10 protein-coding genes are annotated in these 11,972 nt (G+C 61.7%); 8 read left to right on the top strand and 2 right to left on the bottom strand.

Features of this window, described 5'->3' with window-relative positions:
- Positions 1-94: 94 nt before the first annotated feature.
- Both gabT and BM321_RS27795 read left to right on the top strand, forming a co-directional pair.
- On the top strand, positions 95-1,372 hold the full coding sequence (gene gabT, locus BM321_RS27800; RefSeq protein ID WP_092204970.1) for a 4-aminobutyrate--2-oxoglutarate transaminase: 1,278 nt from the start codon (positions 95-97) through the stop codon (positions 1,370-1,372).
- Between the two features lie 146 nt (positions 1,373-1,518).
- The gene (locus BM321_RS27795; RefSeq protein ID WP_092446144.1) at positions 1,519-2,736 is read left to right on the top strand and encodes an HDOD domain-containing protein; all 1,218 of its coding nucleotides are present in this window, start codon (positions 1,519-1,521) and stop codon (positions 2,734-2,736) included.
- 147 nt (positions 2,737-2,883) lie between these two features.
- Here BM321_RS27795 and BM321_RS27790 read toward each other — a convergent pair whose 3' ends face one another.
- Both BM321_RS27790 and desA read right to left on the bottom strand, forming a co-directional pair.
- On the bottom strand, positions 2,884-3,873 hold the full coding sequence (locus tag BM321_RS27790; protein ID WP_092446142.1) for a GGDEF domain-containing protein: 990 nt from the start codon (positions 3,871-3,873) through the stop codon (positions 2,884-2,886).
- A 328-nt stretch (positions 3,874-4,201) separates the two neighbouring features.
- Positions 4,202-5,386, bottom strand: coding sequence for a delta-9 fatty acid desaturase DesA (gene desA / locus BM321_RS27785; RefSeq protein ID WP_072411662.1), 1,185 nt, complete (start codon positions 5,384-5,386; stop codon positions 4,202-4,204).
- Between the two features lie 144 nt (positions 5,387-5,530).
- On the opposite strand from desA, the gene dibA reads away from it, so the two are divergent.
- From dibA to BM321_RS27755, 6 genes are all read left to right on the top strand, one after another.
- Positions 5,531-7,438, top strand: a complete 1,908-nt coding sequence (gene dibA, locus BM321_RS27780; RefSeq protein WP_092446140.1) for a phosphodiesterase DibA — start codon at positions 5,531-5,533, stop codon at positions 7,436-7,438.
- Positions 7,439-7,728: 290 nt separating this feature from the next.
- Positions 7,729-7,911: a sulfur starvation response protein OscA gene (gene oscA / locus BM321_RS27775; protein ID WP_042732574.1), complete on the top strand. Its 183-nt coding sequence runs from the start codon at positions 7,729-7,731 to the stop codon at positions 7,909-7,911.
- A 168-nt stretch (positions 7,912-8,079) separates the two neighbouring features.
- Complete coding sequence (locus tag BM321_RS27770) at positions 8,080-9,093, top strand: sulfate ABC transporter substrate-binding protein (RefSeq protein WP_092334410.1); 1,014 nt, start codon at positions 8,080-8,082, stop codon at positions 9,091-9,093.
- A 148-nt stretch (positions 9,094-9,241) separates the two neighbouring features.
- Positions 9,242-10,060 carry a sulfate ABC transporter permease subunit CysT gene (gene cysT, locus BM321_RS27765; RefSeq protein WP_003186964.1) on the top strand — a complete coding sequence of 273 codons (819 nt, stop codon included), beginning with the start codon at positions 9,242-9,244 and terminating at the stop codon, positions 10,058-10,060.
- 12 nt (positions 10,061-10,072) lie between these two features.
- Complete coding sequence (gene cysW / locus BM321_RS27760) at positions 10,073-10,942, top strand: sulfate ABC transporter permease subunit CysW (RefSeq protein ID WP_024618577.1); 870 nt, start codon at positions 10,073-10,075, stop codon at positions 10,940-10,942.
- A 3-nt stretch (positions 10,943-10,945) separates the two neighbouring features.
- On the top strand, positions 10,946-11,935 hold the full coding sequence (locus BM321_RS27755) for a sulfate/molybdate ABC transporter ATP-binding protein (protein ID WP_092204966.1): 990 nt from the start codon (positions 10,946-10,948) through the stop codon (positions 11,933-11,935).
- Positions 11,936-11,972: the final 37 nt, after the last annotated feature.

Genomic DNA, 11,972 nt, shown 5'->3' with positions numbered 1-11,972 from the left:
GCGGCAGTCGATCATCGCATGCTGTCGCCGTTGTCTCCCCGCCATGTATTCCTTGAGCTACGCCGACCGATGAGCGGCGAATGAGGACATTTTAATGAGCAAGACCAACGCAGACCTGATGGCCCGCCGCACCGCCGCTGTTCCACGCGGCGTCGGCCAGATTCACCCGATCTTTGCCGAGTCGGCGAAGAACGCCACGGTCACCGACGTTGAAGGTCGTGAATTCATCGACTTCGCCGGTGGTATCGCCGTGCTGAACACCGGTCACGTGCACCCGAAAATCATCGCTGCCGTGACCGCACAGTTGAACAAGTTGACCCACACCTGCTTCCAGGTCCTGGCCTACGAGCCGTACGTGGAACTGTGCGAAAAAATCAACGCCAAGGTCCCGGGTGATTTCGCCAAGAAAACCCTGCTGGTCACCACCGGTTCCGAAGCAGTGGAAAACGCCGTGAAAATCGCCCGCGCCGCCACTGGCCGTGCCGGTGTGATCGCCTTCACCGGCGCGTACCACGGTCGCACCATGATGACCCTGGGCCTGACCGGTAAAGTCGTGCCGTACTCGGCTGGCATGGGCCTGATGCCCGGCGGCATCTTCCGCGCGCTGTACCCGAACGAACTGCACGGCGTGAGCATCGACGATTCCATCGCCAGCATCGAGCGCATCTTCAAGAACGACGCCGAGCCCCGTGACATCGCCGCCATCATCATCGAGCCGGTACAGGGCGAGGGTGGTTTCTATGTAGCGCCCAAGGCATTCATGCAGCGCCTGCGCGCCCTGTGCGACCAGCACGGCATCCTGCTGATCGCTGACGAAGTGCAGACCGGTGCCGGCCGTACCGGCACCTTCTTCGCCATGGAGCAGATGGGCGTTGCCGCCGACCTGACCACCTTCGCCAAATCCATCGCTGGCGGCTTCCCGTTGGCCGGTGTGTGCGGCAAGGCCGAGTACATGGATGCCATCGCCCCAGGTGGCCTGGGCGGCACCTACGCCGGTAGCCCGATCGCTTGCGCGGCGGCGCTGGCGGTGATGGACGTGTTTGAAGAAGAACACCTGCTGGACCGCTGCAAGGCTGTGGGCGAGCGTCTGGTCACGGGCCTCAAGGCCATCCAGAAAAAGTACCCGGTCATTGGTGAAGTACGTGCCCTGGGCGCGATGATCGCCGTGGAGCTGTTCGAAAACGGCGACACCCACAAGCCGAACGCCGCGGCAGTGGCCCAGGTGGTGGCCAAGGCACGTGACAAGGGCCTGATCCTGCTGTCCTGCGGCACCTACGGCAACGTTCTGCGGGTGCTGGTGCCGCTGACCTCGCCGGACGAGCAACTGGACAAAGGCCTGGCGATCATCGAAGAGTGCTTCTCCGAGCTCTGATCTGACGAACGCCGACTGTGCACTGATCCACAAAAAAACCCGCTTCGGCGGGTTTTTTCATGCCTGCGGGCATATCCCGCAGGTTTGAGCTGTCTGGAACGGCCTTCATTGTCTAAGGTGCATGTATGGCAAGGGAGCGATGTTGCATGACTGCTGTGGTTTTACCCGCTGTACCGCGTGTGTTGATCGCCGAGGCCGACCCGGCGTCCCGGGAGATGCTTGAGCAAGTGCTGTCGGGCGTGCGCTGCGATGCCCGAGTGGACACCTGCGGCGAGGGGCAACAGGCCCTGGATTTGCTGGCGCATAACGCGTACGACCTGGTCATCGCCGATTGGGAGCTGCCGGGTGTCGATGGCCTGACGATCCTGCGTGGTCTTCGCCAACAGCATCGAGCTACACCATTGCCGTTCATCCTGATGAGTCGACGTAACGACAGCGCCAGTGTGCGTGAGGTCGTTCCACTGGCGCCGACGGCGTATTTGACCAAGCCGTTGAACCGGGAAAGCCTGACCCTGCGTTTGCAAGGGTTGCTGTTGAGTGGCACTGAAGAAACCGTCGGCGATGTGCCGGTCCCCGGCCCGGGGCTGACCCTGATAGCCTTTCTGGAACGACGGCGTGATCTGTCCGAAGGCGCACCGCTGATGACCGATGTGCAGGTGGCGGTCAAGCGCTGCCTCAACCCCACGGGTCTGGATCTGAAACTGCTGGAAGAAGAGATTCGCACCGATCCGCAAATCACCGGGGTGCTGATTGCGGCGGCCAATAGCGCTGCCCAGCATCAGGGCGGCGGCCCGGTGCAGACTGTGGCCCAGGCGCTGCACCAGCTCGGCACCGGGCAAAGCATGAACCTGATCCTCGGCCTGACCCTCAAGCGCTGCGCCCGGCTCACCGTTCCCTGTCTGGCGGACTATGCCAAGCGCTACTGGGAATTGTCGCTACACACCGCCGAGTACGCCCGGATCCTGGCACGGTTGCTGGATCTGGAACCGGAGCGTTGTTACTGCGCGGGGCTGTTGCATCGCCTGGGCGATCTGGCGCTGCTGCGTTGCCTGGAGGAATGGACGCAGGCGGGGGGCGAACTGGATGAGTTGGAGGAAGTCGGGAACGCCCTCGATCAATACGGCGCCGGCTTCGGCTCGGCGCTGCGCACTCGCTGGCGCCTGCCGCTGGAGTTGCGTGAGTTGATCGCGGCGGCCTATAGCCTGGGTGGCGGGGTTTATTCCCGCGAGGCGCTGGTGATGAACATGGCGGCGCAGATGGCCCATCTGACCGAGCATGAAGGGCTTGAAGAACTGTCCCGGGGGCGCACGGCGCGGTTGCTGAAGATCGGGTTGCCGGAACTGATGCGGTTGCGCCGCAAGTAACACCGCCACCTGACCCCAGTGGGAGCGAGCTTGCTCGCGATGGCGGCATGACTGTCACCCCAGCATTGATGTCACGCCCTCATCGCGAGCGAACTCGCTCCCACAGGATCCGTGGCATGACTGGGTTCAACTGCGCTGCGATTGGCGTCAAGCCGCGATGATGCGGTTCTTCCCCCTGCGCTTGGCCTCGTACATGGCCGCGTCGGCGCGGGAGAACAGGCTGTCGAGGGACGGGTCTTCGGGGGTAATGGCGGTCAGGCCCTGGCTGACAGTAATGCCGAAGGTCTGTTCGCCGCATCGGAACATCAGGCGCTGGATTTCCCGTTGCAACCGCTCGGCCACTTGCAAGGCCATGTCGGGGGGGCAGCCAGGGAACACCGCAGCGAACTCTTCGCCACCGATCCGCCCGAACAGGTCGCCGCGTCGGAGCACGGACCGGCCGCTTTCGGCGATCTTCTGCAACACGGTATCGCCTTCCTGATGACCGTAGGTGTCGTTGATCACCTTGAAGTCATCGATGTCCAGCAACAGGAACGCCATGGGCGTCCCTTGTAGCCGCGCCTGCTCGAACTCACGGTGGGCGCATTCGAAAAAGTACCGCCGATTGCTGCTCTGGGTCAGCACATCGGTGGTTGCCAACCGCTGCAGCTCACTTTCCAAGAGCTTCTTTTCGGTGATGTCCTCGGCGATGCCGACCACGATCACCGGTTGCCCTGGCTCGGCCTGGCGGTTGATGAAGCATTTGTCGCTCAGCCAGCGAACCTGCCCATCGCCGGCGATGATGCGGTATTCACGGTCTTCGACGGCCCCCTTGACCAGGACTTCGGCCAGGCTGCGTTCGGCGTACTCCAGGTCATCGGGGTAGATTGCGTCGCGCCATTCGTTGTAGTCAGCCAGGACCAGGCCGGCGGGGCGACCGAAGATCCGTTCGTAGGCGGGGCTGACATACAGCACTTGCCGGGTTTCCCAGTTGAACGCCCACAGCACGGCATTGACGCTGACCAGCAGCGAGCTGAACAGTTGCTCACGTTCGCTCAGGCGCGCCACTTCGCCCTGGGCGTGCATCAGCGCCATGAGCGTCTGGGCCGCCTCGGGCCAATGAGGTAGAGCGTAATCCTGTAGGTTCTTGTCGACCATCGGCACAAATCTCAAAGAACGTGCACTGCTGTTGTTTTGCACGCACTTTTCTCCAAATCCCGCCTGGATGGCGAAGTGCTCTTTGAGATAGGGGATTCGGGGCGAAGTTCCTTTTCAGGCGACGAAGGGCGGGGGGAAACTCAGCCAATCACGTCATGAGGACTGAACCTGTGGCGAGGGGATTTATCCCCGTTGGGCTGCGAAGCAGCCCCTGGATCCTGATGGCTCGGTGTGTCAGATCAATTTGAGTTGACTGCTTTGGGGCTGCTTCGCAGCCCAGCGGGGATAAATCCCCTCGCCACAGGAGCCCTTCACCACAGTGATCTTGTCAGGCTGTGGCAGGCCGTAGCGAGTAGGTCTTGAGTTGGTCGGCGAAGTCCCGCAGGGACTGTATGCCGCTGGCCTCGGCTTCGTGGACCCATTCCTTGATGGCCGCGAGCATGTCATGGCCGTTGCTGCTGGTCTTGACCCAGATCTGCTGCAAGGCCAGGCGTTTCTCGTAGATGACCTTCAGTGCCTGGCTGTGTTCGAGCATGTTCTGGATTCGCACGTGGTGACGATCATCCAGCAGGCTGGTTTCCCGCGACAGCAGCCGTTTGGCCCGGTGGAACTGGTGACGCACCGAGTGATCGACCTTTTCCAGTTCCTGCTTGACCAGCGGCGCGATGACCAGCCGGCGGTACTGCGCCATGATCTGGAAGCGGTTGTTGAGGATCGCCATGGCCGTGTCCATGTCCAGGTGGCCCTTGCCTTCGACCCGGTGGGCGATAGGCGCAACGCGCTGGACCTTGGCCAGGCGCAGGAAACTGAACACCCGGATCCAGGCCCAGCCCAGGTCGAACTCCCATTTGCGTACCGACAGCTTGGCCGAGTTGGGGTAGGTGTGGTGGTTGTTGTGCAGTTCTTCGCCGCCGATCAGGATGCCCCAGGGCACCAGGTTGGTCGCCGCGTCGCGGCATTCGAAGTTGCGGTAGCCCACGGCATGGCCCAGGCCATTGACCACGCCAGCGGCCCAGACGGGGATCCACATCATCTGGATCGCCCAGATGGTGATGCCGATGGTGCCGAACAGCAGCAGGTCGATGATGCCCATGATCGCCACGCCCAGCAGCGGGAAGCGGCTGTAGAGGTTGCGCTCGATCCAGTCGTCGGGGCAGTTCTTGCCGTAGATGCGCAGGGTTTCCGGGTTTTCCGCTTCGGCGCGATACAGCTCGGCGCCTTTGCGCAGCACGGTGGACAAGCCCTTGATGACCGGACTGTGAGGGTCATCCTCGGTTTCGCACTTGGCGTGATGCTTGCGGTGGATGGCGGTCCACTCGCGGGTGTTCTGCGCCGTGGTCAGCCACAGCCAGAAACGGAAGAAATGTTTGAGACCTGCGTTGAGCTCCAGGGAGCGATGGGCCGAATAACGGTGCAGATAGACCGTGACGGCAATGATCGTGACGTGGGTCATCAGCAGGGTGACTGCCACCAGTGACCAGGCCGACAAGCCAAGAAAACCTTCGTACCACATAGGCTGTAGGGCCCTCGATAAAGATAGAAACCGCCGTTGCATTATCACCAGCCCCACGGATAAAACCAGTCGGCCTTTCAGATAAGAGTGGCTGAATGTTTCTTCCTCTATAATCCACCTCTTTGTAAGGACATGGATGGCCGAATGCCTGCCTATCAACGCAGTGCCATGCGCGTAGCGCTGCTTTACCTCGTACTGTCAGTCGTCTGGCTGCAGCTTGTTGGTTATTTATTGAGCAGTTTCTTCGATCAATTCGCTGACCGGCAGCGCTGGCTCCTGATCAACGGGTATGCCTGGATCCTGTTCAGCGCCGGGCTGATCTTCCTGGCCCGGGCGCGGATCTCGCGGTTTTTCGCCAAGGGTGAGCACGGCGCCGATCGCGAGCGCCTGCGCCAGGCCGCCGCCGTCTTCGATTGCACCCGCGAAGGAGTGTTGGTGACCGACTGCAACGGCTTGATCGTGCATGTGAACCGGGCTTTCATGGCGATCACCGGTTATGCCCGGGACGAAGTGCTGGGCCAGCGGCCCAATCTGTTCAAGTCCGGTCGCCATGGACCGGATTTCTACCGCGACATGTTTGCCGCCCTGGTCAATCTGGGCGAGTGGAGCGGCGAGATCTGGAATCGACGTAAAAGTGGTGAGATCTACCCGCAATGGCAGACGATCCGCGTCATTCACGATGACAACGGCCAAGTCAGCCATTATGTCGCGGTGTTTTCGGACATCAGCGCCATCAAGGATTCCGAGCACGAACTGGCCCACCTGGCCCATCACGACCCGTTGACAGGCTTGCCCAACCGCCTGTTGTTTTCCGACCGCACCGAGCAGGCCCTGGCGTCGGCGCAGTTGCACAAGCGTGGCTGTGCCCTGTTGCTGGTGGACCTGGATCACTTCAAGAACATCAATGACAGCCTCGGCCACAACGTCGGCGACGAGTTGCTCAAAGGCGTGGCCGAGCGATTTCGCGGGCTGTTTGCCCCGGGCGTGACCCTGGCCCGGCTGGGGGGCGACGAGTTTGCGGTGCTGGTGGAAAACTGTTCCCAGCCTGGCCAGGCCGCGGCGTTGGCCCGGCGCATCCTCGACGCCTTGAAAGAACCGCTGCGGTTCGATGAGCACGCGTTGTTCATCAACGCCAGCATCGGCATCAGCCTGTTTCCCGGCGATGCCCTGAACGCCGGGCAGTTGTTGCGCAATGCCGATTCGGCGTTGTTCAAGGCCAAGAGCGCCGGACGCGACGGCTACGCCCTGTATACCGAAGAACTCACCGCCCATGCGCAGCAACGGGTCGAAATTGCCTTCGAACTGCGTCGCGCGCTGCAGCAGCAGGAGTTGCGGGTTCATTACCAGCCGGTACACGACTTGGCGAGCAGCCGTCTGATCGGTGTCGAGGCGCTGGTGCGCTGGGAGCATCCCACGCGGGGGCTGGTGTCGCCGGCCGAGTTCATTCCCATCGCCGAGCGTACCGGCCTGATTGCCCAGGTCGATGCCTGGGTCATGGACCAGGCTTGTCGGCAGATGTGCCGGTGGCACCAGGCGGGCGTAGCGTTGTCGTTCGTCGCCGTCAACGTCTCGAGTCGGTTGTTTGCCCGTCGCGAGTTGTACGAGCAGGTTGCCCAAGTGTTGCACGACACGGGCCTGGATCCGGCCTGCCTGGAACTGGAAGTGACGGAAAGCGCGGTGATGGAAGACCCGGAGGTGGCGCTGGAGCAGATGCACCGCCTGCGGGAGTTGGGCGTGCGCCTGGCCATCGACGATTTCGGTACGGGCTACTCGTCGCTGCTGCGGCTCAAACGCTTGCCGGTGCAGAAGCTCAAGATTGATCAGGGCTTTGTCGCGGGGTTGCCATGGGATGAGGATGACGCGGCGATCGTCCGGGTGATCATCGCCTTGGCCCGCAGCATGGGCATGCAAGTGCATGCCGAGGGCATTGAACAGCGCGAACAAGCGGCCTTTTTGCTTGGACAGGCGTGTGAGCTGGGGCAGGGCTACTGGTTTGGCCGACCGGTGGCGGCGGCGCAGTTGGATTGGGACTGCGCGCCGATCATCGCTTGATGACCGATGGCATTGATGTTGACTGACACTCGGCTATCGCGAGCGAGCTCGCTCCACAGTTGTTTTGTGTTGCCTGTGATAGGCGCGCTAACCCGCTTTTCCCTGGGGGAGCGAGCTTGCTCGCGATGGCGCGATCACGCCCGCCGCAGGGCAGTGAAAGCCAAATATCGTTTTAGTTATATAAAAATTCTTAAATAGTCTTTTTAAGAATATCCGCACTTATCTAGTATTGCTCCCACGCCGCAAGCAGTGCCGCCCACTGCCAGGCATTCATTCAAAGGAGCAGCAGCATGAGCGCATCTCTACGTAGCGTTGACGGCCAGGACGAAGCAACCATCTTGCGCGAGATCCAGAGCGCGTTGCGCGATCTACGCTTTGGGGCAGTGGAAATCACCGTGCACAACGCCCAGGTGGTCCAGATCGAACGCAAGGAAAAATTCCGGTTGCAGCAACCGAGCCATAAACCGGGCTGAAACAGCTGGTTGTGGGAGCAAAGCTTGCTCGCGAAACAGGCGCCTCGATTTCTGGGGAACTGCGGCGCCTTCATCGCGAGCAAGCTTTGCTCCCACAGCGATTCGATTTGTTCAGGTCTCACGATTTATAAGCCATAAGAAAAAACCAGAATTCCAGGAGCTTTCACCATGTCGTCCATTCGTCGTTATGCCCTGGCCGCGCTGGCCAGTGCTGTTTTTGCAGGTTCCGCCGTCGCCAAGGATTACGAGCTGCTCAACGTGTCCTACGACCCGACGCGCGAGCTTTACCAGGATTACAACGCCGAATTCGTCAGTTTCTGGAAGAAAGCGCACCCGGACGACAGCGTGAAGATCCAACAGTCCCACGGTGGTTCGGGCAAGCAAGGCCGGGCGGTGATCGACGGTCTGCGGGCCGACGTGGTGACCCTGGCCCTGGCTGGCGACATCGATGAAATCGCCAAGCTGGGCAAGTCCCTGCCAGCGGACTGGCAGACACGCCTGCCGGATGCCAGCACGCCTTACACGTCCACCATCGTGTTCCTGGTGCGCAAGGGCAACCCCAAGGGCATCAAGGATTGGGGCGACCTGATCAAGAACGACGTGTCGGTCATCACCCCGAACCCGAAGACCTCCGGCGGTGCGCGCTGGAACTTCCTCGCCGCCTGGGCCTACGGCCTGAAGGCCAACGGCGGTGACGAAGCCAAGGCCAAGGAATACGTGCAGGCGTTGTTCAAGCACGTGCCGATCCTCGACACCGGCGCCCGTGGTTCGACCATTACCTTCGTCAACAACGGTCAGGGCGACGTGTTGCTGGCCTGGGAAAACGAGGCCTTCCTGGCGCTCAAGGAAGACGGTGGCGCCGACAAGTTCGACATCGTCGTGCCGTCGCTGTCGATCCTCGCCGAGCCGCCCGTGGCAGTGGTGGACAAGAACGCCGAGAAAAAGGGCAATGCCGAGATCGCCGAGGCCTATCTCAAGCACCTGTACAGCCCGGCTGGCCAGGAAATCGCCGCGAAAAACTTCTATCGTCCACGTGACAAGGACGTTGCCGCCAAGTATTCGCGCCAGTTTCCGAAACTGGACCTGGTGACCATCGACAAGGATTTCGGCGGCTGGAAAACTGCCCAACCGAAATTCTTCAACGATGGCGGCGTGTTCGACCAGATCTATCAGGCGCAGTAAGCTGGGTTTTGTCTTAGTGCCTGCCAGTTAAGCCACAAACCTGTGGGAGCGAGCTTGCTCGCGATGACGTCGGTTCAGTTTGCATTGATGTTGACTGATGCGCCGCTATCGCGAGCAAGCTCGCTCCCACAGTAAACCAAGGACCTCTATGTCGCGTCGCATATCCCCCGTCATACCCGGCTTCGGGCTGACGCTGGGCTACACCCTGGTGTACCTCAGTCTGATTGTGCTCATACCCCTGGCGGCGATGTTCGTGCATGCCGCCCAACTCACCTGGGAACAGTTCTGGGCGATCATCTCGGCGCCGCGGGTGCTGGCGGCCTTGAAACTCAGTTTCGGTACCGCGCTGTACGCCGCGGTCATCAACGGCGTGATCGGTACGCTGCTGGCCTGGGTGCTGGTGCGCTACACCTTCCCCGGCCGCAAGATCATCGACGCGATGATCGACCTGCCATTCGCCCTGCCCACCGCCGTGGCCGGTATTGCCTTGACGGCGTTGTACGCGCCGACCGGCCTGGTTGGCCAGTTCGCCACCGACCTGGGCTTCAAGATCGCCTACACCCCATTGGGCATCACCCTGGCGCTGACCTTCGTGACGTTGCCGTTCGTGGTGCGCACGGTGCAGCCGGTGCTGGCCGATATTCCCCGTGAAGTCGAAGAGGCCGCCGCCTGCCTGGGTGCCAAGCCATGGCAGGTGTTCCGCCACATCCTGGTGCCAGCGTTGTTGCCGGCCTGGTTGACCGGTTTCGCCCTGGCCTTTGCCCGTGGCGTGGGCGAATACGGTTCGGTGATTTTCATCGCCGGCAACATGCCGATGAAAACCGAGATCCTGCCGCTGTTGATCATGGTCAAGCTCGACCAATACGACTACACCGGCGCCACCTCCATCGGCGTGCTGATGCTGGTGGTTTCCTTCGTCCTGTTGCTGCTGATCAACCTGCTGCAGCGGCGCATCGAAACCCCATAAGGAGGCGCGAGCATGTCCCAATCGTCTATTTCCGCAGCCTCCACCAACGCCGCTCGCCGCGGCAGTGCGACGTCGCGGCGGGTGCTGATCGGCCTCGGCTGGCTGATTTTTGCGCTGTTTTTGCTGTTGCCGCTGTTCATCGTGGTGTCCCAGGGCTTGAAGCTCGGGTTGGGGGCGTTCTTCACCGCGATCTTCGAACCCGACGCGCTGTCGGCGTTGAAGCTCACGGTGATCGCCGTACTGATCTCGGTGCCGCTGAACCTGGTGTTCGGCGTCAGTGCCGCGTGGTGCGTGAGCAAGTATTCATTCCGTGGCAAGAGCATGCTGGTGACGCTGATCGACCTGCCGTTCTCGGTGTCGCCGGTGATCGCGGGCCTGGTCTACGTGCTGATGTTCGGCGCCCAGGGCCTGTTCGGGCCGTGGCTGTCGGATCACGACATCCAGATCGTGTTCGCGCTGCCGGGCATCGTCCTGGCGACCATCTTCGTCACGGTGCCGTTCGTGGCCCGTGAGCTGATCCCGCTGATGCAGGAACAAGGCACCCAGGAAGAAGAGGCCGCGCGCCTGCTGGGCGCCAATGGCTGGCAGATGTTCTGGCATGTCACCGTGCCGAACATCAAGTGGGGCCTGATCTATGGCGTGGTGCTGTGTACCGCCCGGGCCATGGGCGAGTTCGGTGCGGTTTCGGTGGTGTCCGGGCACATTCGCGGGGTGACCAACACCCTGCCGCTGCACGTCGAGATCCTCTACAACGAATACAACCACGTGGCCGCGTTCGCTGTGGCGAGCCTGTTGCTGATCCTGGCGCTCTTCATCCTGCTGCTCAAGCAGTGGAGCGAAAACCGAATCAACCGCCTGCGCGCCAGCGCCGCGGAGGAATAAGTCATGTCGATCGAAGTCCGTAACGTCAGCAAGAATTTCAACGCCTTCAGGGCCCTGGACGAGATCAGCCTGGACATCCAGAGCGGCGAGCTGGTGGCGCTGCTAGGCCCGTCGGGCTGTGGCAAGACCACCTTGCTGCGAATCATCGCGGGTCTTGAAACGCCGGACCAAGGCAGCATCGTGTTTCACGGCGAGGACGTGTCCGGCCACGACGTGCGTGATCGCAACGTCGGTTTCGTGTTCCAGCACTACGCCTTGTTCCGCCACATGACGGTGTTCGACAACGTCGCCTTCGGCCTGCGCATGAAGCCCAAGAATCAGCGCCCGAACGAAAGCCAGATCGCGACCAAGGTCCACGAACTGCTGAACATGGTGCAACTGGACTGGCTCGCCGACCGCTACCCGGAGCAGCTGTCCGGCGGCCAGCGTCAGCGTATCGCCCTGGCCCGCGCCTTGGCTGTGGAGCCCAAGGTACTGTTGCTGGACGAACCGTTCGGCGCCCTCGACGCCAAGGTCCGCAAGGAACTGCGCCGCTGGCTGGCGCGCCTGCACGAGGACATCAACCTGACCTCGGTGTTCGTGACCCACGACCAGGAAGAAGCCATGGAAGTCGCCGACCGGATCGTGGTGATGAACAAGGGCGTGATCGAGCAGATCGGCTCGCCGGGCGATGTCTATGAAAATCCGGCCAGTGATTTTGTGTACCACTTCCTCGGCGACTCGAACCGCCTGCACTTGGGGGAGGACCGGCATGTACTGTTCCGCCCTCACGAAGTCTCGCTGTCGCGCTCGGAGCTGGAAGACCACCACGCCGCCGAAGTGCGCGACATCCGGCCGCTGGGCGCGACCACTCGGGTGACGTTGAAGGTGGAGGGCCAGAGCGAGCTGATCGAAGCGGAAGTGGTGAAGGACCATGACAGCCTGGTGGGCCTGGCGAAGGGTGAGACGCTGTTCTTCAAGCCCAAGGTCTGGCAGAAGGTTTCCAACCTCTAAAAGCATCGCGAGCAAGCTCGCTCCCACAGTAGAACTT

It is taken from the genome of Pseudomonas sp. NFIX10, from assembly GCF_900111955.1.
GTDB classification, from domain to species: Bacteria; Pseudomonadota; Gammaproteobacteria; order Pseudomonadales; family Pseudomonadaceae; genus Aquipseudomonas; species Aquipseudomonas fluorescens_AA.
Note: the sequence above shows the minus strand (reverse complement) of the source record. Positions and strands in the feature narration are given on the sequence as shown.

What these genes read in the sequence shown, in the direction of transcription:
- oscA (WP_042732574.1), top strand. Translation starts at nt 7,729, where the DNA reads ATGAGCGCATCTCTACGTAGCGTTGACGGCCAGGACGAAGCAACCATC.
- dibA (WP_092446140.1), top strand. Translation starts at nt 5,531, where the DNA reads ATGCCTGCCTATCAACGCAGTGCCATGCGCGTAGCGCTGCTTTACCTC.
- cysT (WP_003186964.1), top strand. Translation starts at nt 9,242, where the DNA reads ATGTCGCGTCGCATATCCCCCGTCATACCCGGCTTCGGGCTGACGCTG.
- BM321_RS27790 (WP_092446142.1), bottom strand. Translation starts at nt 3,873, where the DNA reads ATGGTCGACAAGAACCTACAGGATTACGCTCTACCTCATTGGCCCGAG.
- cysW (WP_024618577.1), top strand. Translation starts at nt 10,073, where the DNA reads ATGTCCCAATCGTCTATTTCCGCAGCCTCCACCAACGCCGCTCGCCGC.
- BM321_RS27770 (WP_092334410.1), top strand. Translation starts at nt 8,080, where the DNA reads ATGTCGTCCATTCGTCGTTATGCCCTGGCCGCGCTGGCCAGTGCTGTT.
- BM321_RS27795 (WP_092446144.1), top strand. Translation starts at nt 1,519, where the DNA reads ATGACTGCTGTGGTTTTACCCGCTGTACCGCGTGTGTTGATCGCCGAG.
- gabT (WP_092204970.1), top strand. Translation starts at nt 95, where the DNA reads ATGAGCAAGACCAACGCAGACCTGATGGCCCGCCGCACCGCCGCTGTT.
- desA (WP_072411662.1), bottom strand. Translation starts at nt 5,386, where the DNA reads ATGTGGTACGAAGGTTTTCTTGGCTTGTCGGCCTGGTCACTGGTGGCA.
- BM321_RS27755 (WP_092204966.1), top strand. Translation starts at nt 10,946, where the DNA reads ATGTCGATCGAAGTCCGTAACGTCAGCAAGAATTTCAACGCCTTCAGG.